Source organism: Yinghuangia sp. YIM S10712, assembly GCF_051388935.1.
Lineage (GTDB): Bacteria > Actinomycetota > Actinomycetes > Streptomycetales > Streptomycetaceae > Yinghuangia.
In genome coordinates this window covers 312848-334061 of sequence record NZ_JBPKBI010000001.1, presented here as the reverse complement: position 1 = coordinate 334061, position 21214 = coordinate 312848, and the positions used below count along the sequence as shown (strand labels likewise).

At 67.6% G+C, this 21214-nt stretch carries 11 protein-coding genes, 4 tRNA genes and 1 pseudogene; 10 read left to right on the top strand and 6 right to left on the bottom strand.

The features are described from left to right. Window positions 1–55: 55 nt before the first annotated feature. Window positions 56–1231 (top strand): SWIM zinc finger family protein, encoded by a 1176-nt coding sequence (locus tag ACRX5W_RS01585; RefSeq protein ID WP_436786052.1) that lies wholly within the window; start codon window positions 56–58, stop codon window positions 1229–1231. Between the two features lie 265 nt (window positions 1232–1496). Here ACRX5W_RS01585 and ACRX5W_RS01580 read toward each other — a convergent pair. From ACRX5W_RS01580 to ACRX5W_RS01570, 3 genes are all read right to left on the bottom strand, one after another. Next, window positions 1497–1573 (bottom strand) — tRNA-Phe (locus ACRX5W_RS01580). A 37-nt stretch (window positions 1574–1610) separates the two neighbouring features. Next, window positions 1611–1685 (bottom strand) — tRNA-Asp (locus tag ACRX5W_RS01575). 93 nt (window positions 1686–1778) lie between these two features. After that, a tRNA-Glu gene (locus ACRX5W_RS01570) sits at window positions 1779–1851 on the bottom strand. Window positions 1852–1987: 136 nt separating this feature from the next. Here ACRX5W_RS01570 and ACRX5W_RS01565 point away from each other — a divergent pair. From ACRX5W_RS01565 to ACRX5W_RS01545, 5 genes are all read left to right on the top strand, one after another. Then, window positions 1988–2338, top strand: a complete 351-nt coding sequence (locus tag ACRX5W_RS01565; RefSeq protein ID WP_436786051.1) for a metallopeptidase family protein — start codon at window positions 1988–1990, stop codon at window positions 2336–2338. A gap of 84 nt (window positions 2339–2422) precedes the next feature. After that, window positions 2423–2923: a fluoride efflux transporter FluC gene (locus tag ACRX5W_RS01560; protein ID WP_436786050.1), complete on the top strand. Its 501-nt coding sequence runs from the start codon at window positions 2423–2425 to the stop codon at window positions 2921–2923. Then, window positions 2920–3297 carry a fluoride efflux transporter CrcB gene (gene crcB / locus ACRX5W_RS01555; protein ID WP_436786049.1) on the top strand — a complete coding sequence of 126 codons (378 nt, stop codon included), beginning with the start codon at window positions 2920–2922 and terminating at the stop codon, window positions 3295–3297. The genes ACRX5W_RS01560 and crcB overlap by 4 nt, the downstream gene beginning before the upstream one ends. Before the next feature lie 181 nt (window positions 3298–3478). Further along, on the top strand, window positions 3479–5101 hold the full coding sequence (locus tag ACRX5W_RS01550) for a hypothetical protein (protein WP_436786048.1): 1623 nt from the start codon (window positions 3479–3481) through the stop codon (window positions 5099–5101). Window positions 5102–5395: 294 nt separating this feature from the next. After that, entirely contained in the window at window positions 5396–7510 is a 2115-nt protein-coding gene (locus ACRX5W_RS01545) for a DEAD/DEAH box helicase (protein ID WP_436786047.1), read from the top strand. Between the two features lie 130 nt (window positions 7511–7640). Here the strand turns inward: ACRX5W_RS01545 and ACRX5W_RS01540 are convergent, their stop codons facing one another. Further along, window positions 7641–8558, bottom strand: coding sequence for a thioesterase family protein (locus ACRX5W_RS01540; RefSeq protein ID WP_436786046.1), 918 nt, complete (start codon window positions 8556–8558; stop codon window positions 7641–7643). 108 nt (window positions 8559–8666) lie between these two features. Between ACRX5W_RS01540 and ACRX5W_RS01535 the strand changes: the two genes are divergently transcribed. Continuing rightward, window positions 8667–9317: a winged helix-turn-helix transcriptional regulator gene (locus ACRX5W_RS01535; RefSeq protein ID WP_436786045.1), complete on the top strand. Its 651-nt coding sequence runs from the start codon at window positions 8667–8669 to the stop codon at window positions 9315–9317. Window positions 9318–9352: 35 nt separating this feature from the next. Here the strand turns inward: ACRX5W_RS01535 and ACRX5W_RS01530 are convergent, their stop codons facing one another. Further along, complete coding sequence (locus tag ACRX5W_RS01530; RefSeq protein ID WP_436786044.1) at window positions 9353–10933, bottom strand: hypothetical protein; 1581 nt, start codon at window positions 10931–10933, stop codon at window positions 9353–9355. Window positions 10934–12030: 1097 nt separating this feature from the next. On the opposite strand from ACRX5W_RS01530, the gene ACRX5W_RS01525 reads away from it, so the two are divergent. The 3 genes and pseudogenes from ACRX5W_RS01525 to ACRX5W_RS01515 all read left to right on the top strand — a co-directional run. Further along, window positions 12031–12103, top strand: a tRNA-Lys gene (locus ACRX5W_RS01525). Between the two features lie 631 nt (window positions 12104–12734). Then, complete coding sequence (locus tag ACRX5W_RS01520; RefSeq protein ID WP_436786043.1) at window positions 12735–13397, top strand: hypothetical protein; 663 nt, start codon at window positions 12735–12737, stop codon at window positions 13395–13397. Between the two features lie 60 nt (window positions 13398–13457). After that, window positions 13458–14137 (top strand): annotated as a pseudogene (locus ACRX5W_RS01515) (transposase); the annotation flags it as partial. 245 nt (window positions 14138–14382) lie between these two features. Here ACRX5W_RS01515 and ACRX5W_RS01510 read toward each other — a convergent pair. Continuing rightward, window positions 14383–20913, bottom strand: coding sequence for an RHS repeat-associated core domain-containing protein (locus ACRX5W_RS01510; protein ID WP_436786042.1), 6531 nt, complete (start codon window positions 20911–20913; stop codon window positions 14383–14385). Window positions 20914–21214 lie beyond the last annotated feature (301 nt).

The following is a 21214-nucleotide window of genomic DNA, read 5'->3' as shown; positions in this document are numbered from 1 at the left end:
GTTCGCATCATCGTGGTGGGGCAGGGCCTGGGTCTCCGCGCTGGAGCACACCTCCATGGACAACGGACGACTCCAACGCGGGCGCACGTACGCCAGGCGCGGAGACGTCGACGCGATCACCGTCACACCAGGACGTGTCGAAGCCCGCGTGCACGGGAGCCGCCGCACCCCGTACCGCACCCATGTGGCGCTCCCTCAGCTCACCGACACCGAGTGGAACCGGTTCCTGGACACCGTCGCCGCGCAGGCCGGGCACATCGCCGCGCTGTTGGACCGCGACATGCCCACCGAACTGGTCGAGGACGCCGAAGCGGCGAGGGTGCGGCTGCTGCCCGGACCGAGCGATCTGGAGCCATCCTGCTCCTGCCCCGACTGGGGTTACCCCTGCAAGCACGGCGCGGCGCTCTGCTACCAGGTGGCCCGGCTCCTCGACGAGGACCCGTTCGTCCTGCTGCTGATCCGCGGCCGCGGCGAAAGCGAACTACTCGACGAACTCCAACGCCGCAACGCCGCCCACGCGGCTGTGGAACACTCCCCGACGAGCCCGGCCACCTCTCACATCGCGCCGACCGGGCGCACCGCCCGTTCGGTGTTCGAGGCCTACCGCCTCGGCTTGCCGCCGGTCCCCGAGCTGCCGCCCATGCCGGAACGCGCGGGACGCCCTCCCACCCTCGTCGGCATCGAGGCCCCTGGTCCCGCGATCATCCCCGCGGGACTGGAGATATTGGCGTCGGACGCCGCGATGCGCGCCAGGCAACTGCTCGCCCACGCCATCGATGACGCACACCCGGACAGCGCACCCACCCCCGAACTGACGGAATGGCAAGACGCCGTCCGCATGTGCGCCGTCCACCCGGACGTCGAATTGTTCGCACGCGTCGCCGCCGGAACAGGCCGCAGCGCCGAAACCCTCGCGCAGGCGGTCCGCGCTTGGCGCCACGGCGGAGCGACCGGCCTCACGGTCCTCGAAGAACCGTGGGACCCACCACAAAGCGAGATGGAGCGTGCCCGCGCCCAACTCAAGGACGACTGGCCCGCCGAGGCACCTCTCCCCCGACTCCGCACCTGGAGGAACCGCTGGACCGTCGAACGCCACAACGCCCAACTACGCCTCGGCCGCGACCACCTCTGGTACCCCTACCGCAAAACGAACGGCGCCTGGTGGCCCTACAGTGCACCCGAACCCCAAGCTGCCGTGGCCTTGGGTCTGGTGCTCGACATCGATGCCTGACGCACAGTCAGAACCACCGGGCACACCTCGGGCACACCGTACGAACAGTTGTGACCGGACAGCAGGGCAGACCCGCGTATCGCCTGCCGCGCAACGCGAACCCCCAGGCCAATGGGGTCACTTGAGAACGTCGCGAACCCATCAGAAGCAAGCGCAAGCAAGAAGAACCTCGAACCATCCGATTGGAATCGGAAGTTTCGAGGTCAATGACGATCATCCCAAGACTCAGGAAACCGCAGGTCAGAGGCCACTTTCGCGTCTCATATGGTGGCCAGGGGCGGGGTCGAACCGCCGACCTTCCGATTTTCAGTCGGACGCTCGTACCAACTGAGCTACCTGGCCTGGGAGTGGATAAATCCGCCTTGCGGCGGATCTCCAGCGGTCCTGACGGGATTTGAACCCGCGGCCTTCACCTTGACAGGGTGACGAGCACTCCAAACTGCTCCACAGGACCTTGATTGAGTTGTTCGAGCCGGGTTGTTCCTGCCCTGCTCGGTGTTGCTTCACTCTACCGTACTTCACCGTACTGGCCGTACGGCTTGGTGCGTGCCCCCAACGGGATTCGAACCCGTGCTACCGCCTTGAAAGGGCGGCGTCCTAGGCCACTAGACGATGAGGGCTTGGTGGCCGTTCCGGCGTCTGGTTGCCGTCGGGGACGGTCAGAACTATACGGGGTCGTCGGCCCGAACGGCAAAACGGTTTACGGAGGGGCCGTCGGCGGCCCCGGCGGCGGGAGGCGGCCAGCACAATGAGGGGGTGCTGGAGATGTCGCGTGAGGAGTTCGAGGAGCTGGTCGCCGAGGCGCTCGACCGGATCCCGCCGGAGTTGACCGCGCTCATGGACAACGTGGCGATCTTCGTCGAGGACGACCCCGATCCGGCCGGGCCGGAACTGCTCGGGCTGTACGAGGGGATCCCGCTGACCGAGCGCGGCGACTGGTACGCGGGCGTCCTCCCGGACCGCATCACGATCTACCGGAACCCGACACTCCGGATCTGCGAGACGTACGAACATGTCGTCGAAGAGGTCGAGATCACCGTCGTGCACGAGGTGGCCCACCACTTCGGGATCGACGACGAGAGGCTGCACGAGCTCGGCTACGGGTGACCGGGCGAGCATGCCCGCGGTCGGTAGCCTGGGCGCGCCGGCGGGTGCCGTGCCGGCGCTTGTCGGGTCGTCTGGGAGACGCGGATGTCGGAGCGGTCGGATGGCCCCGGCCTCTCGGAAGACGGCCTGGTCGATCCCGATGTCGACTTCCGGCCGGATCCGATGCCCCCGCTGTGGCAGGGGTCCGTCCTCGCGGTCATCTCCGTCGGCGGCGCCCTGGGCGCCTGCGCGCGTCGCGCGGCCGACGTCCTGTGGCCCACGGCGGCCGACGGGTTTCCGTGGGCGACGTTCGGCGTCAACGCCGTGGGCTGTGCGCTGATGGGCGCGTTCATGGTGCTCGCCACCGAGGTTCGCCGGCCACACCGCCTTGTGCGGCCGTTCGTCGGCACCGGAGTCCTCGGCGGCTTCACCACCTTCTCGACCTACGCGGTCGGCGTCCAGCGCCTCACGGAACGAGATCACGTCGGGCTCGCGACGGCCTACCTCGCCGCGACGCCGGTCACGGCCGTCGCGTGCGTATGGGGAGCGACGGTGCTGACGCGGTGGGCGGCCTCGCGCGCGGGCGGGCAAGGGCCGTCGGCATGACGTGGCTCCTGGTCGTCGCGGGCGCGGCCGTGGGTGCGCCGCTTCGGTACGTCACCGACCGGCTGGTGCGAACGGCCCGTCCCGGCATGCTTCTTCCGTGGGGGACGGTGGTCGTCAACGTCATCGGCAGCCTCGTTCTGGGCGTCCTGACGGGGGCCGTTGTCGCGGGCGCGGCGTCGTCCGACGTTCAGTTGCTGCTTGGCACCGGCTTGTGCGGCGCTTTGACGACATATTCCACGTTTTCCTACGAAACGCTCACTCTTGCCGAACAGGGCCACCGTGCACACGCCTTGGCGAACGTCGCGGTGAGCCTCGTGGCCGGCGTCGGCGCGGCCTTCGCCGGGGCGGAAATCGCCCGGGTGTGGTGGGGCTGAACCGCGGCCGGTGGATTTCGGCGCGATTTGCTCGCTCGTATGAGTGACGCGGGGGCCGGACGGGGCTTTCGGCCCGTTTCGGCACCGAAAATGGCTGACAGGGAATCAGGCGCGGGGCAGGGGTGCGAGAACGCGCCTGCACCGCGTGCGGGCAGGGCGCGGCGCTTGGAGGGCGACCACGATGGGCGAAGGCGCTGAGCCGCCGGGCGACTTCGAGGCACCGGCAGGTGCCCGGCCCGGGCGGGCCGAGCCGCCACTGCGCGTCGGCACGTGGACCACTTTCGGCGGGGACGAGCACGAGGATGTCGGGGGTGACTCGGACGCGGTCGAGGCCGGGCCAAAGGACGTGGACGAGGAGGCGTCAGGCGACTCGGAAGTCGAGGCCATCGGCGATGAGTTATCGGATGCGCTGCGAGACGACGAGGAGAACGACGAGGAGGATGTCCCGGAGTTCGCTCCGCAGTACGACCCGGACGATGTCGACCTCGACGACTTTCTCGACGACGCCTCGGGCTTCGGGGCCGCGTACGTCACGGGAGCGGCAGTGCCGCGCGCCCGGAGCGCGGACGTGCTGTCCGACGACGATGACGGCGTCGCGGACGAGGATGACGGCTGCCCCGCGGGGGTCTTCGGCGATGTCGAGGCAGTGGCGCAGAACGCCGACCAACCTGTCTTTCCCCCGGTCGGCGAGCCGTTCGAGTCTGTCGGCCAATCCTTGTGGGCACAGCCGCAATTGCTCCCGGGCACGTCGGCGTTTCCGTCCCCCTACCCGGGCTTCGAGGCGTACGCGAACGTCTCCCCCGGCGCCATCGCCGCCATGCCGGTCGCTGCTCCGGAGGCCGCGCAACTCCCCTCGGAATCCACGGAGTCCCGACGAGGACGCCGTGCGGCGGACGACCGGGAGACCGGGGACGCGGGTCGCCTCGATCCGTCGGACGCCCCCGAACCCCGGCGCGCCCGCGGGCCGTTCGAGACGGCCTTCCTCCTCGGCGCCCCGGCTCTCGTGCTCGTCGCGCTGGTGCTCTATTTCGGTTGGGCGCGCAGCGCGGCGATCGCCGATTACCTGGGGTTCGACGAAGAAGTGCTCGGCTTCAGTGCGCAGGAGTATCTGGTCCGCGGCATCGACACCCTCGACCGTCCGATGCTGGCGGTCTTCGCGGCGCTGCTCGCGGTACGCATGGCCCACCCCCGCCTGGTCGTCCGCCTGCGTCGTCGGCGGCGTGCGGCCGTCCGCCTGTCGTGGGTCTTGCGGTGCGCCTGGTTCGCGGTGCCCGCGGCGGCTTGGGCGATGGCCTTCGGGTGGCCGGGCGGGGCCGACCGGTGGCCTGTGCTGCTGCCGGGGGCGCTGACTGTCGGCGTGCTGGTGTCGGCGTACGGCGTGCTGATCTCGCGTCAGTTGGGCGCGCATCGGCGCGAGACGGGAATGGGCGTGCGGCCGTGGTCGTTGTCGGTCGTGTTGACCGCGTCGACGGTCGTGCTCTCCCTGTTCTGGACGCTCGGTTCCTACGCCGAGGCGGAGGGACGCGCGACCGCACGGCGCATGGTGGAGGAGCTTCCGACGCGAACCGCCGTCGTCGTCCACTCGGCGCGGGATCTTCGTATCGCCGCCGGGCAGGGCGTGACGGTCGAGTCTCCCGACGGTCCGGACTCGGCGTACAAGTACCGGTACGCGGGACTGCGGCTGCTGCGGCGTGACGACGGGCAGTTGTATTTGCTTCCGGACCGGTGGTCGTGGAATCGTCCGCGACTTGTCGTGATCCGCGAGGACGCGGGCGTGCGGGTGGACTACACGCGCATGCGCTGAACCTCACGTCGGTCGGTCCACGGGCCGTTTCGGGTTGCGAAACACCAGGTCACAGGGGGTTCGGTAGCGTCCCGGCGGTGCCGTAAGCCATTCGGGGCAGCAATGTCCTGTAGGCTGATAGATCGACTCGTGTTCATCTCAGGGCGTCGGCTTGAAAGCGCGGCGCCTCACAGGCTCGTTCAGGTGCTCAGCAGAAGGTCGCAAATTGTGGCCGGTTCCGGGCTGCGGACCTCCGACGTGCCGTCTTTCGGAAGGTTCTGCATGCCCCCGTTGTTCCAAGACTCTGTCACGCCCATGCCCATGGACGCCGACAACGACACCGACGTCACGGTCGCCGCAGCGGCCGACGTCGAAGACACCGAAAACGCCGAGGACACCGTCGAGACCGCGGTCGCGCAGGCCGCCGACGACACCGCGGACACCGTGTCGGCCGACGACGCCGAAACCACCGCGGAAGACGCGGCAGACGTCGACGACGCGGACGACACGGAGGTCACCGCGGCCTCCGAAGACGACGCCGACGTTGCCGAATCCGAGGACGCCACGCCCGCCGGGCCGACGTTCGGGGAGCTCGGCGTTCCGGAGGCGCTGGTCGAGGCGCTGGAGCGCCGCGGCGTGCGCCACGCCTTCCCGATCCAGGCGGCGACCCTCCCCGACGCCCTGAGCGGCCGCGACATCCTGGGCCGGGGGCGTACCGGCTCCGGCAAGACCCTCGGCTTCGGCCTCCCGACGATCACCCGGCTGCGTGGCCAGAAGGCGCGTGCGAAGCGCCCGCTGGCGCTCGTGCTCGTGCCGACCCGCGAGCTGGCGATGCAGGTGCACGACGCGCTTGAACCGTACGGCCGGGTCCTCGACCTGCGCATGAAGGTGGTCTGCGGCGGCATGTCGATGCCCCGTCAGATCATGGCGCTGGAACGCGGTGTCGAACTGCTCGTGGCCACGCCCGGTCGCCTCCAGGACCTCGTCGACCGCGGCGCGTGCTCGCTCGACTCGGTGAAGATCGCGGTGCTCGACGAGGCCGACCAGATGGCCGACATGGGCTTTCTGCCGGAGGTCTCCGCACTGCTCGACCTGGTGCCGAGCGGCGGCCAGCGCATGCTGTTCTCCGCGACGCTGGACAACGGCGTCGACGCGATCGTCAAGCGCTACCTGACCGACCCCGTCACGCACTCGGTCGACCCGCACGCGTCGTCGATCACGACGATGGAGCACCACGTCTTCACGGTGCAGCCGAAGGACAAGGTCTATGTCACGGCGGCGATCGCGGCCCGCCGCGGGCGCACGATGGTGTTCGTGCGGACCAAGTTCGGCGCCGACCGCGTGGCCGCCCAGCTCCGCGAGGCGGGGGTGCGTGCCGAGGCGCTGCACGGCGGTATGACGCAGGGCGCGCGGACGCGCACGCTGGCCGAGTTCAAGGAAGGCCAGACGCCCGTCCTGGTCGCCACCGACGTCGCCGCGCGCGGCATCCACGTCGACGGCATCGACCTCGTGCTGCATGTCGACCCGGCCGCCGACCCGAAGGACTACCTGCACCGCGCGGGTCGCACCGCGCGGGCCGGCGAGGCGGGCACGGTTGTCACGCTCGCGCTGCCGCACCAGCGGCGCACCGTCGACCGGCTCATGGAAGCCGCCGGGGTCGCGCCCGAGCGGCTGCGGGTGACGGGCAGCAGCGACCCGGAGATGCGCCGCATCACGGGCGCGCGCACGTTGTCCGAGGTCAAGGCCCAGTCCGTCGCGGACGCGGCGGTCGCGGCCGAGGAGGAAGCAGAGCGCCTCGCCGCCCGCATCGTCGAACTCAAGGCCAAGGCCGCCGAGTTGCGGCGCAAGGCGGCGGAGCTTGCCGAGGCGGCGCAGCGGCAGGAGGCAGCGGACGGGGCACGGCCGGCGCGGACGGAGCGTTCGTCCGAGCGCGGGGAGCGGGCTTCGGGGGAGCGGGCTCGCGACGATCGGCCGCGCGGGGATCGGCCGGCGCGGGGAGACCGGCCGTACGGCGACCGAGGGTACGGGGAGCGCTCCTACGACCGGGGCGACCGCGGTGACCGGGGCGACCGGGGGCGGCGGCGCGACGACCGGCCGTCGTACGGGGAGCGGCCCGCGTACGGCGAGCGTTCGTACAACGACCGCCCGCGTCGTGAGAGCGGCTTCCGCGACAGCGGACGGCCTGCCGGCCTCGCGCGCGGCGAACGCCACGACAGCGGCCACCGCGCGCCGCGCACCGACCGTACCGACCGGCCCGCGTATGGCGACCGGCCCTCGTACGGCGACCGTCCGCGCAGCGAACGGCCTTACAGTGACCGGCCGTTCAACGACCGTCCGCGTGGGGAGCGTTCGTACGACCGCGCGCCGCGCCACGACCGGCACGACGGGCCGCGGCGCGAGGGCGACCGCAAGCCGCGCTGGAAGAGCTGACCCGTCGGCCTGAGCTGATGAGGGGCTGTCTCCGGAATGATCCGGAGACAGCCCCTCATGTGCGTATCCGACCGTTTCGCGACCGCAGGACCGCGGAACATCGCGCGTCGGGCGGGGAGAAGCGCGCGGGTCACCGCCCCGCCGTCTCCTCCGCGACCTGACCGTCGGTGCGGCCGGCCGGACCCGACTCCGGCAGCCGTGCGGACGCGAGTTGTGTCGACTGCGCGACCAACCGCCCCCGCGAATCCCAGATTTCGCAGACCTCGTCCATCAGGCCGCCCTCGATGAGGCGGGCGTGGTGACGCACCGTCAGGGGACCGGGCGCCGGCACCGCCCTGACGTAGACGGTCAGTTGCAACGTCGGCATCCAGCCTGACGCGCCCAAGTCCATCGTGACCGGCGGCAGCACGTCCGTGATGAACAACAGCGCCACGGGGTCGGCCGGGTGGTCGTCGGCGAAGCGGACGCGCCCCGCGAACTCGCCGGTGCCGCCGGGGGCGCCGACCGCGAACCCCAGGCCTGCCGGGTCCAGTTCGAGGACGACTTCGTCCATGATCGGCAGCGTCATGCCGCTGACCGGTTCGATGGGCGGGATGCGCATCAGGTGTTCAGGGGCGGGCAGCGGCGCCGGCGGGTTCACCCCCCACCACGGCTCGCTGCCCTCGGCGAGCATGCCGAGCGTGAAACTCGCCTCGATGCATATGCGGCCGTCCTGACGCAGCCGCGCGCGGGCCTGGCTGACCGTGCGCCCGGTGCGCAACAACTCCACCTGCACTTCGGCCGCTCCGGAGTTCGGAGCACCGACATATGTCGCGCTCGCGGTGACCGGGTGCACGTGCGCCGAGCCCGCGGCGGCGGCCTCGGCGAGCGCTGCGCGGGCCATCGCGGCCAGCAGGTAGCCGCCGTTGGGTTTGCCGCCGATGGTCCATACGGGATCGAGGTCGACCGCGTACACGCCGCTTGCGTCGGTGGCGTCCGCCTCCGCTGTCTCGGCCGCAGCGGACTTTGCCGCCGGGGTCACCGCAGTCGCCGCCGCGAAGCCTGCCACAACGATCGCCTCCTTGGCGTTCCACCTGCTCAGTTCGTTAGAGGAACCGACGGTAGCAGGTCTTTGGTTACCAACGAGTAGCCAGTGGTGGCGCACTACTGTTCGGGCATGAAGAGGACTCCGTTCGGCACCTGGCCATGCTCGATCGCCCGCGCGGTCGACCTGCTGGGCGACTGGTGGACACCCCTCGTCCTGCGCGAGGCGGTCTTCGGCAGCCGCCGCTTCGAGGAATTCCAGCGCAACCTGGGGATCGGACGCAATGTGCTCGCCCAACGTCTGAACCGGCTCGTCGACGAAGGGCTGATGGACCGCGTGCCGTATCAGGGACGGCCACTGCGGCACGAGTACATCCTGACCCCCAAGGGCCGCGACTTCTTCCCCGTGCTCACCGCGATCCTCGCGTGGGGCGACACCTGGCTCGCGGACGAAGAAGGAGTCCCGGTCGTCCTCCGCCACCGCACATGCGGACGCGAGACACGCGCAGAGGTGGTGTGCGCCGAATGCGGCGACCCGCTGCGCATGGAGGACGTCGAGACACTCGCCGGCCCGGGGCTGCCGGCACCCTTGGCACGAGCGGCGGTCGCGGCGGGGCGGTTCGGCGTACGCGACCTGCGGGAGCCGCCGTTGTCGGACCTGCCCGAGGAGCCGGACGGCGCGGCCTCGGAAGGGGCAACGTTCCAGTCCGCGGCCTCAAAACGGACTTTCTCGGACCGGACAGCCCCTGAAGATACGGCGGCCCCGGAATTTGACGACCGGTGAGTGCCTGACCGGCCCCTGTGTCGCCGCGTCCCGCATCATCCCGCCGTCCGCACATGCACCAGGATCTGCGCGACCGCCTTGATCAGGTCCGCCGGATCACTCGACGGCACCGCCAGACCGCCCGTCGTCTTCGCGATCTCGGTGAGTGTCGCCATGTCGGCGTTGCCGCCGTACCCGACGGCGAAGATCGGAAGTGGTTTCTGCGGATTCTGCAATTTTTGAAGCTCGGCGAGAAACTGCGCCCTCGGCATGCTGAACGGAGTGTCCTCGTCTTTTCCGTCGGTCAACAGGAAAATTTGGTTGAACGTCCCCGGAGCGTACGACTTCTGCGCGTCCACCACCGCGTCGAGGACAGTCCGATAAAGCGGCGTGCCGGCCCCTTTCTCCGCCTTGAATCCGGTGAGCGTCCGGACGACGACGTCCCGTCTGGCGCTGTCGCCGATCTTCCCGTCGAGGGCCCCTGCGGGCACCTGCTCCACCCAGGGGCCTTTCTGCGTCGGCGACACCGAGAAATGCCGAATTCCGACCTCGGTCGTCCTGCCGAGCAACAACGTGGTGTCGACGGCTGCTTCGCGCATGATGTCGGCTTTGGTCTTGCCGGCGCGCCCGGCGACAGGTTCGTTCATCGACCCCGAGCCGTCGATCAGGAGCAGTACCCGGAACGGCATCGGCTGGTACTCCGCCCACGCCGTCACCATCCTGACGACCTGCGACGGATCGGATCCGCCGCCTGAGGGTCCGGCCACATGCGTCGGGGGCGCGTACCTCACACCGGGCCGCGTGCTCGCCGGCGGCTGCCGGTCCGGTCCGCGGAACCCGGCAGCAGTCACCGTCTTCACCCCATCGGGTGAACGCAGGGCTTCGAGCACCTCATTGGCCCGCGCCGCGGTCGCCTTGTCAGCGGCTGCGGCCCGCGAGAGGACGGCGGGGTAATCGGCCTCGACGAGCGTGCCGGACGGGTACAGCGGCACGTACGGCACAGCCTCCGGCCGAGCCCGGCCATGGGACCACAGCGCCTGCTCGGTCGCCACGAACGCGCCTATCTCGTCGAGCGCCTGGCGCTGATCGGCCACCTCCGTCGACCGCGTCAGCAGAGCCGCCGCGGGGGTCTCGGCATCCGTGACGTTCGAGCGGAACGCGAACGTCTTCATCGCCGCGACCGTCGGATCCGCGTTGGCCTGGGCCATCGCCGCACTCACCGCGACCACACCGAGCAGCCCCTCGGTCGTCCGGGGCGAGCTCACGGTGAAGCGCGGGAGCGTACGGTCGTCGATCCGGCTCAGCAACGTCAGCCAGTCGGGCGGGCGTTCGAACCATTTCTGCGCGACGGCGACCTGCTCGGGAGCGGCCACCACAAGCGGCGTGTAGGCCACGGACGCGCCGGTCAGCGGGTAGGGAGCACGGTCGCCGAGCACCGCGGCAGCCTCCTGGAGGCGCATGGACGAATCGGCTATCCACACGTCGGGCGCGTCCGCGGAGCCGGCCCCCAGCGCCCCCACCAGATCCGCGGCCGACCACGCACGAACCTCGACCGCAGCACACCCGCGCGCCTCGTTGATCCGCCGCGCGGCGTCCGTCGCCACCGGCGCGAACTCCGGTACGGCGGCGACCCGCACGGGCGCCTCCCCGGCACACGCGCCGGCCGCGACCGGACCGCCGGACGCGGTTCGTTGGCCTTCGTCGGCCCGATGGTGAACCAGGACGTACGCCGCCCCGACCGCGCATGCCACCAACAACGCCGCCGCGGCGAACAGTCGCCCCCGCCCCCGCCCCCGTCCTCGCCGGACACCGCGCCGTGAACGCATCGGCAGCGGACGCCCCGAACGCCTACGCCTCCGGTCGACCCGCCCGTCCCGCCTGCGCGAACCACTCGGGCCGCCCGAACCGCCCCGACCACCCGGGCCTCCCAGGCCAGAGGCCCGGTGCTTCTGCGGTACCGCTCCCTGCCGCACCGTCGGCCGATAGTCCGCCTGTGCGTACGCGTCGTACCCCCGCTCCCCAGCTCCCGCGCGTACCCCCGCCCCAGGCGGATTCGCCGACCACGGAACACCTTCAGGCGGCCGATGCGGCAGATCCCGAGAATTCCCCGGACCGACCCTCCGGTGTCCCCTTGAGCCCCCTTGCACGTGACGCCGTTGCCTGCCCGCCATCGACCCTGGTCCCCCGACGTATCCGAAGTCTGAAAGAAGGAATACGACGTGCCAAAGAACATCACCGGAACAATACCGCGATTAAAACAAGATCATTCAAAAAAGTCGCATACTACTGAATGTGACACACCCCCTCTCGCCATACCGACAAATTCCCAGACCATGGCACCACGCCACACCTTTTACCAACTCCTGACAGACCGTCACCTCCACACCCCAAGCCAAATCAAAAATTCCGACATCTCCCCCCATTCACCCGAACATTTCCCCTCCCCCAGCCACCCCCAGCGCACAGAGTCACAACCCCCGCCACCCCCGCCCCGATCCACCCCTCCCCCGCCACCGCTCAACCCCCTCCCCACCCACCGTGTCCGGCGGGGGCGTCGGCGCCGTTCGCGATCAGGGCATCGACCGCATCCCCCAAACGCAGCGGCACCCCCGCCGTCCCGCACCCCGAACGCAACTCCCCCACCCACCGGACCGAATACCCCGAAGCATCCCGCCGACGTTCCGGGTACGCTTCCTCCTGGACACGGTGGCCCCACCACCCACCGCGCCCACCGGGGCCGCTAGCTCAATCGGCAGAGCAGCGGACTTTTAATCCGCGGGTTCAGGGTTCGATCCCCTGGCGGCCCACCCGAGTCAGAGGCGCGAAAGTGCCTCTGACCTGCATTAACGTGCCGTTCGCGGCCGAGTGGCGTCACCTCGTCGCGAGGGCGTGAGGCCGCGCGTGAGGCCATTACTGCACGCGCCACCGCAGCCACGGCCTTTAGCCGGCTCATGGCAGCCCCTGCCACGGCCCCTCGCGGGCAAGCGGGCAGCCAAAATGCCCCATTTGACCCTGATGGTCGCACGCCCTGGAGCAAGAGCGACTCGCGTGCTCTCAGAAATCGATGGAGCAGCGGTTTTCCCGTGCCGGGCTCTGGCGCACGACCACGCGGTCACGGTGTCGGTCGCTAGTCGTACGGCGACAGCTCCCCCGTCACCCGGCGTGTCGAGAGCACGTTGACCGCCCGGTTCGGTGTCAGGCGATCTCGTCGGCGACGAACGAGGGTGTGTGGACAGCGTCTTGTCGAATATCAGCAGGAAAGACCGCATACGGCGCTCTGTATCTGCGGGTCGACCCGCAGCACGCGGTGGCGATCGCCCCGATACCCTTGGCCTGTACGCAATAGATGGGCCTGGCTTCTCGGTTGCAGGCAGGTCCGCGATCAACGTGAACACGAGAGGCTGTCTTCACCGGTACCGCGCGTTTCTGTATCCCTCTGTGTATTTCGCGCAAGAAGAGAAGGCTGGGTTAATGAGGTTTGCGGCGGCGTTGGACGACGCGCAGGATAAGTTTCTTGGTGATATCTGCAGCGCAATGACGGAACTTCTGGGGATCCCGGAAGAAGAAGCCTTTCTGCGAGTTGACAGGTACTTTCGGCCCTACCTCTGGGATTTCAGCAGGCCGATGATGCAATATAACCTCTTCGATACTCATGAGGAGGATTGGGCCAGACGAATCTGTTTCGGTTCAACGGACGGGAATATCCTTCTCCCGCTCCCGGAAGAAGGCGATCCACGCTTTGGCGGTCGGGCCATGGGAGAGGGCTCGCTGGGGATTTGGCTTGCGTTCGACTGGCCCGGAGAAACGGAGTCCGTGTGGGACATTGTGGGTGACGCGCTGGGCGAAGAGGCCCTAGGCAGCGAGAATTACAACTACGCGATCACAAAAGCCGTGCTCGTCGAAGGACGTCAGGTCACGCCCGATACTCTCCGGATGGAGATTCACTGCGAATTGAATAGCCAGACCAGCTGGCAGAATATTTCCGTGGCATTGCGCAAGATTGTATTCCGTCTTGCGGAGGCCGGCGTCGAGAGGGTAGACACCAGTCTCCAGGATTCTTATTCGAGCCCCACGCCGCAACTGCGAGCTTCGTGGACCTGAGTTCTTCTCTTCGCACTGGTCGATCTCTTCGCGGCCAGTAAGCAGTCCTGTCTGCTGATGCGAGTGACCGTGGACGTCGACGCGGTCTTGGTCCTGGCGCACGCCGACAAGCAGGACGCCGCCTCTACCTGGAAGACGATGTTCGGCCACCACGCGCTGGCGCGTTCGTCGACCACAGACCTGGCGGGGCCGGGGAGCCGACCGCGATATGGCTGCGGCCAGGTAACGCGCCGTCGAGCACATAACCGTCGCTCGCCTCGCCCTCGCCCAACTTCCCGCCCGCTACCGCCGCAGCCGTAGCACCCTCGCCCGCACCGATTCCAGCCGTGACACCCACGCGTTCGTCGTCTGGCTCTCCCGACGTGAGCGGTGGCTGTCCTAGTCGGTCGGCATGACCATCACCGACAAGATCTATTCGAGCATGATGGACCCGTCAGCGACGGCGCGTGGGTCGCGGAACGATGCGGGGACGTCCTCGACGGATTGCCTGTCGGGACGCAGCTGATCGTGCGCAATGAACGCCCGTGCCCCGAAGTCCGGTTGCGGATCACCGACGCCGACGGCACGCCTGACCTGCTTCGCCACCAACATTCCCAACACCGCGATCGCCGCCTTGGAGTTGCGACTCCGGGCCTGTGCTGAGGACCGCATCCGTCAAGCGCGCCACTGGCCTGCGCAACCTTCCGTTGCACACCACAGCCCCGAACCAGGTCTGGCTGGCGACCGTCCAACTTGTCGTGCCGGGTGGACGCCGGGTTCCATGATTCTCCGGGCGAGCATCGGCATTCAGGCGAGTAGGCCGAGGGCGAAGCCTGCCACAGCCGTTCAGAGTCGAAACACAATGCCCACAACAACACCGATGGGCCGTCAGCTCACTGACGGCCCATCGCGAAAGATTCAGGCTAACTCGAAGTCTGTTCGGTCCTCGTCTGGGCGCGGGGTCGCGCCCAGACGAGGACCGCAGGCAGGTCTACCACACGGTTTTCTAGTACACCCGGTAGTAGCCCACGAACCACTTCATCAACGCGCTTGCCAATCTGCTGGTCAGGACGGCGATTTGGTGACCCCACCAATTTGCCCTGGCACCCGCAGCATATTCTCTCGGGTTTCCGAGCATTGGGCCTTCTATGTAGTCGTTCCCTCCGCCCACCGGTTTATTGGCTCGCCCGCGGTCGACGATTTCGGTCAGCCGAGGATCAGACTCCTTTAGGCTCTCGTGCTTGTACATCTCAAGCTGAGCCTTTGGCACACGGAATGCGAGGACAACGGGCTCTCCACCAGAACGTGCCGCCGCACGTGCTCTGTCTTCGGCCTGCGTTCGGTTTTCGGTGACGTAGAACCCGGGACCGAAGTCCAAGCCACCCTTGGGTGGGTTGCGTTCCTGGTATGTCGGGTCGATGCCGTTCTCGAGGATGCTGTCGAGCCCTGCCGTCGTTGTGCCGTGGTAGAGCCAGACATACCGATCTTTCGGATCTTCGTTCTCCGTGCGCTCTGCCGGCTCAGGACGCTTGACAGGAGCGGGGCGAACATACTTCTTCTTCGGCATCATGGCCGGCGACGGTGCTTTGGCGGCAACGGTTCGCGAGGCATCGACGGCATTATCGGCAAGGCGATACGTCGTTGCGACGTTGCCAGCTATCGGTATTGCGCCCGCTGCGGAGATTGCGGCGTTCTGCCAGTCCCCCTCCGCGGCGTACAGTGCGGCATTGGCGAGGTCAGCTGCCTCACCGACAACCGGCACCATTCCTGCTACGTCGAGGACGACGTGTGCGACAGGCGCTACCTTTTGCACCGCCTTGACAGCCTTCTTCGCCCATTTGGGCATTCCCCAGAGCCCATTGGCATCCGAGAAGTACAGCGGGTTGTTGTAGCCGTATATATACGGGTGGAGCTGGAGCGGATCCCCCGAGTCAATGACCGGGTCGACGGATATGAAGCGTCCGAGTTGGGGGTCGTACTCACGAGCCCCCAGGTGTGTGAGCCCCGTCGTCTGGTCGGTTTCACCACCGACGAAACCCTTGTTGTCCGGCCAGTTGACGGGCGCCGCGCCGCGGGTCTCACCGAACGCTGTCATCTTGCGTCGGTCGACCGGCATGCCCGCGCTGAGCCCGACGGCGACTAGCGAGGTCTCGTCTTGGTCGGTGACCATGACGGTGAGGGTGTTCGTGCCGCCGACCGACCTGACGACGGTGTGGGCACCGTGCTGTGCGTAGTAACGACGAGCGGAAAGCGACCCGTTGCCAGCGCGGGTGACCTCGGTCTCGCCGAGAAAGAGGGTGGTGCCCTGCGGTGTGCGTCGGAGCAGACGGTTGCCGTCCGCGTCGTATACGAAATCGCTGGTCCCGGCCTGCGGGTCTACGACCTGGCGGAGCCGGCCGTTCTCGTCCCAGTCGAGGTTCTGGGTGCCGCCCTGGACCGAGCGGGTCTTCGTATTGCCCGCAGAATCATACGTGAACGCCGCAGTACGCGTCCCAAGCTCGTCCGACGTCGTCACAGACGACAACTGGTGGGTGCTCCCTTGGCCCGGCTGGGCATAGTTGAATGTCCGCAGCGTGTCCTTGGAGGAATTGCCTGCCGGGTCGTGGCGCTTTTCGGTGAGTCGGTTCCCTGTGTCGTCGTAGGTGTACGAGACGTAGTACGGGTCCGGCCCGCCGACAGTTCCACCGGCTCCGGGCACCGGTCCGGTGGCGCACTGGTTGGTCGATGTCCAGTTCTGCGTGAGCATTCGCCGTGCGTCGTAGTTGAAGCACTGGACGTCTTCGATCACCTGGCCTGCGGAAGCTCCCGGGGAACGGTCCTTCAGGTAGGTGATGTTGCCGGATTTGTCATACCCGTAGTGCGTGTCGCCGATCCAGTAGGGCGACGCCTCGACGTGGTTCGACGTCTTCGTGAGCTCACCTGTGGACTCGTCGTAGAAGTTCGTCGTCCACAGACGGTTGGGCGCGCTGCCTGACATGCTGCGCAGGACATTGCCGTATGGGTCGTACGTGATGTCGGACGTGTACCAGTCACGCCCCGATGTGCTGATCGGCAGACCGGCGGAGTTGTACCTGAAGACCACCGTCTCCTGTGGCAGTCCGCCGGCAGCGGGAAGCTTGACCTCCTTGGGAGCCCCCGCAGCCGTGTAGGTGTAGCCGTAGTTGTAGTCACCGGCCAAGCTGCCTTCGGCAGCGGGAATCCTGATCGTGCGCCCGGTGACCCGGTAGGCGAGGTCATAGCCGGTGATTTCTTCGACGTAAGGCGAGCCGTTGGTGTACTGCGTCGCCGCTTTCAGCAAACCCTTCGACGCTTCCGCGTCATACGTCCACTCGCTGAGGAGGGGACCAGCCGCGCTGCCCGTCCGAAGGCTCGTTTGCCGCCCGAGCGCGTCGTACGTCCGCGCCAGCGTCACGCCGCGCGAGTCGGTGGATGTGAGGGTGCGTCCAGCGCTGTCGTAGGTGTAGGTCGAGCGACCCTTGTCGGGATCGGTGGTTGCGATCCGGCGCGCACGGGCGTCGTACTCGTACGTCCAGACGTTGCCGTCGGCGTCGATCATCCGTGATGGGTTGCCCCGGCGGTCGTACTCGTACTTCGTCTCTGTGAACGTCGTGCGACCCGCGTCGGTGTACTGGTCCCGCTTGACGTCCCGACCCAGTGCGTCGGTCCACACCCGCGTCGAGATCGACCCGCCTGGCGGTATATCGATGACGTAGTCGCCGCCGTATCGGCGTTCCGCAGTGGTCCAGAGCTGACCGGCGTGCCAGGTCTGAACCTGCGTGGCCCGGTTGAGGCCGTCGTACCGCGTCTCCGTCCACATCGGAATTTGCGTCAACGACGTGGGCTGGTACGGGATGTCACTCGGTTGCCCGGGAGCGAAGTATTTCGCGTCCTCCCTACGGGGCAGGTTGTTCCCGTTGTACTCGGTGCTCGTGATCACTCGTCCGGGGCCGACGGCCTCGTTCTGAGTCTGGCGTGTGCGCAGAAGCCCGTCGTAAAAGGTCTTGCCGACGCTGTAGGTGCCATCGTCCTTGAGTGCCAGGGAGGTGACGACAGTCATCCTGTCGGCTGTGACGGAATAGCTGTACTCAAGGCTTGGCGATTGGTCGCCCATCGACCGCTCGGGCATCCAGACCTTGACAAGGCGCCCGAGTGGGTCATAGGCCGACGTGGTGTACCGCGCATTCGGGTCGGACTTGGCCAGCGGCAGCCCGCGCCCAACATCGAAGGTGGTGGTCGTCGCATGCCCGAGGGCATTGGACACGACGATCTGGGTCGGCGGGTCGTTTGTCGCTGGGGTGTATGCCGTGGTCGTCGGGTTGCCGTCCGCGTCCACGGACTTCACGACGCGACCGAACGCGTCGTACTCCGTGGTCCCGTCCGGGACTCGTCCGGTCCCGTCCGCGCTGATCGCCTCGGTGCTGGTGGCATCCCCCCGCAGAGGGGCAACGCCGAATGCCTGACCGTCGTAGGCCGTGCGATTGTCCGAGAGCACCAGGTCGGGCGTCGCGGAATCAGCGCTTGCGCAGTCCGTCGCGGTCGACCGAATACGGTCGACCACTCCGACGATGTTGGACGCAGAATTCGTCAGATACGAGGTTACCGTGCAGGTCTCGTCGTTCGGCTTCTGGGCGTCGCCGAGGGCCTCGACGCGTGTCGGTAGTCCAAGCGTCTCGTCGAACTCGATCGTCCGTGATTCGACGGTCCTTGTGCCAGTGCTGACCGTTTCGACCTTACGGGTTCCCGACGTGGCGCTCTTGTACGCCCTGAGATCCGGCGCGTCGACACGGTGCTGCGTCGCGGAAAGACGTGACCAAGGAGTAGTCACCTCACGCGAGACAATCCCCAGCCCGTCTCCGGCGTACACGATCGTTTCGGCGGCTGTGCCCTGGTAGGGCGGCAGGTCGTCCGCGACCACAACGCCTGCCGAATCCTTGACCTGAACGCTACGGGTACCGCTGGGCAGCGGATCACCGTGCATGCCGCGGAAGTAGCGGTTCTCGGTCAGTCCGGCAGTGGTCCCTTCGTTCGCGTTGGTCTTGCCCGTGACGGTTTGGACGCGTGCGTAGCCGCGCCATTCGCTCCAGGTGCGTTCTGTCGGTTTGGCGAACTCATTGTCGTCCTTGGCCCAGGCGGCGCCGTCGAGGTAGCGGTACTCAGTCGTGACGGGCGGTGCCTTGGCAACGAAGTCTTCTTCGGTGATTTTCTCGACGACGTACTTGTTGAACCACTCGATCTTTGGGTCGTCTTCGCTGTCAGGCGCCCAGTAGGCCGGGAAACAACGCGAAGTATTTGCCTCCGGCAGGGGTTTGGTGGCCCCGGGGCTGCACACCGGATCGGGCGTCGAGTAGGTGACGGTGATGCCGCCGCCCGTCTCGGTGAAGATCTTTTCGACACGCAGCCGCACAAACGGCGGGCGGGGGTCACCTAGGCCGGTCTGCCGGTTTGGCATGTTCACGGCGTTGGCGTGGAAGGTGACCGGCGGCAGCGAGGCGATGGCGCCGTCGTCCGCGTGGCCGGTGCGGCGGATCGAGTCCAGCCACGCGGGCGGGTTGGTGTCCACGCGCGAGTCGAGGAAGTTGTGCTTAAGCTCGAACGAGTCGATGGGGCGGTATGTGTTCCCGCCAGAGGCGGTGGCGACCTCGGTCCTGATGGTGGCCAGCCACTTGCGGGTCCAGAACGTCGGCCCGGCCATGTAGCACTTGCCGGTGTCCTTGCACAGCGAGTCGACGGGGACGTCGGGCCAGTGCAGGCCGTCGGTGCTGTGCTTGGTGAACTTCGCGTCCGAGCAATCAAACTCCGGGGTGCGCAGGCAGCGTTCGTCGACGACGAAGGTGACCTTGGCCGGGGCTGGGCGGCTGTAGACAGAGTCGGAACGCAGGCCGTACTCAATGCGGTCCAGCCATCCGCCGCGCACGTACGCCTTCGGCTGGTCGGTCTTGCCGGCCTGGGCGTAGTGGTTCTTCTCCTGCTTCCAGTACAGGGCCATGGCGTTGGCATGGGTGTCCTCGACGTAGTCGAGGTTCCACCGCCAGGCCTGGGTGCAGGCGGAGTTCTCGTAGGCGGCCTGGTGGCAGGGTTCAGTCGCCTGGTTGCCGAACACCGGGACGGTGAACACCGAGTCGGTGGTCGGGTTCCCCGACGCCCAGCCCGGTAGGCGGTTCAGGCCGAAGTGGTACTTGCTGCCGTCCGGGGTGGTGACCAGCCAGTACTCGCCGTTGTCGTCGCCGTTGTCCGCGCCGAACTTCTGCTCGACCCGGGTGCCGTTGTCACTGACGGGTTTCCACACCCCGGTGGTGTTGTCCTTGACTAGCGGCACGGTGGTGCCGTTCAGGGACATGACGGCGTTCTCGCTGCCCCAGCACAGGTCGCCGGTGTCCTTGGTGGTGTTGCTTCCGGTCTTGTCGTCGGCGCAGCTTCGGTAGGTGCGTTCGATGAAGCCGGGGTGGTAGTCCCAGCCGTCGCCGACCCACGAGGCCTGGTTGTTGGTGGTCGAGGTGCGGCCGTCCACCGACTGCGATGAGTAGTCCAGCGAGACGGCTGGTTTCGGACCGGCTGCGACCGGCGGGACGTCGATCGGGTAGGACCAGGAGAAGTTTCCGGATGAACCGCCTGCGGTCCATTTGCCGGTCGGTTGAAGCGAGGTCGCCTTGTAGTCGCCGACGTCGCCGGACTCACCGCCGGTCGCGGCAAGCACGACGGCGCCGGTTGAAGACGCCGCGGCAGTGGCTACCGTCAGGGGCAGCGCAGCCGGCGCCGAGGGAGCGGCGACCGTGGCCGTGATCTCGTTGCCGGTGGCGTTGTTGGCGAAGTCGACTTCGGTGGCGTCCGAACACCCGGCAACGTCAGGGGTGGTCAGGAAGCACTCCGGGAACTGCACGAGCCGCAGGCGTGACCCCCAGCCGGCGCCGTAAAGCTGTTCGAACTGCTCGTACTTAAGGGTCAGATCGACGGGGGTGGCGTCCGGGGACGGTTCCAGCTTCATCAGCACGCCATCGATGCCGACGGCTTCGGTCTCCGCCCGGGTGGGGACGGTAACGGTCCAGGTACCCGAAGCCCCGGTCGTCGTCTGCGTAGCAGTGAACCCCTCTGCTGCGGTGGGGGTTTCGCTCCGCGCGGGCCCGATCCAAAGCGGCAGAGATGCGACCTGTTGCCTGCCGGTGGCAGGCTCGTCGGCTGCGGCGGCTGTGCGCGCCTGGGCAGTGCCGCTGTCGCCGAGGATGATCTGGTCGGTGGCGCCGTCGATCGGGGTGATCCGATCCGGGGCGTACTCGATCTGTGTGCCCGGGGCGACCGGCATCTGGAAGGACTCGGTGCTGTCAGCGCCGGGAACCGGTGTCTCCTGCTGCAGCTCGGGCAGGTCGACGTCGCTGCGCGCCGGATCACCCCGCCCCGCCATCGCCTGTGCCGGCGCGAGTGTCACCACCAGCAGCGCCGCTGTGGACACCGCGAGCATGCGCATCGGTCGGTTGACCTCGCGCGTGCCTCCGTCGACGAAACGCCGCAGGCCGCGCCGACGTACCCCACCCAGATTGAACACGTGGATAAGCCCCCAAAAAACGCGGACACAACGAATGTCCCCGCACCCACCGAGTGGCGCTGATCCTTGCCGGTAAGTCGATTAGAAAGCAATAGCTGGGGCCGGGAAAGGCGCGGATGTGATCTGCGCCATGGAGGGTTACTCGCATGCCCAGCTTGTGGAGGCATCAAATCAGCTTCTTACGTTTTCAAAGATCACCAGGCATCTTCAAAGCAATCAAAAAAGGTCAAGTTGATCACCATCTTTTCCTTTATTTGGGACATATTGACGCCATCGTCTCCTGCTACGCGCGGTAAACACG

What these genes read in the sequence shown, in the direction of transcription:
- ACRX5W_RS01585 (WP_436786052.1), top strand. Translation starts at nt 56, where the DNA reads ATGGACAACGGACGACTCCAACGCGGGCGCACGTACGCCAGGCGCGGA.
- ACRX5W_RS01560 (WP_436786050.1), top strand. Translation starts at nt 2,423, where the DNA reads ATGTCGGAGCGGTCGGATGGCCCCGGCCTCTCGGAAGACGGCCTGGTC.
- crcB (WP_436786049.1), top strand. Translation starts at nt 2,920, where the DNA reads ATGACGTGGCTCCTGGTCGTCGCGGGCGCGGCCGTGGGTGCGCCGCTT.
- ACRX5W_RS01550 (WP_436786048.1), top strand. Translation starts at nt 3,479, where the DNA reads ATGGGCGAAGGCGCTGAGCCGCCGGGCGACTTCGAGGCACCGGCAGGT.
- ACRX5W_RS01545 (WP_436786047.1), top strand. Translation starts at nt 5,396, where the DNA reads ATGCCCATGGACGCCGACAACGACACCGACGTCACGGTCGCCGCAGCG.
- ACRX5W_RS01535 (WP_436786045.1), top strand. Translation starts at nt 8,667, where the DNA reads ATGAAGAGGACTCCGTTCGGCACCTGGCCATGCTCGATCGCCCGCGCG.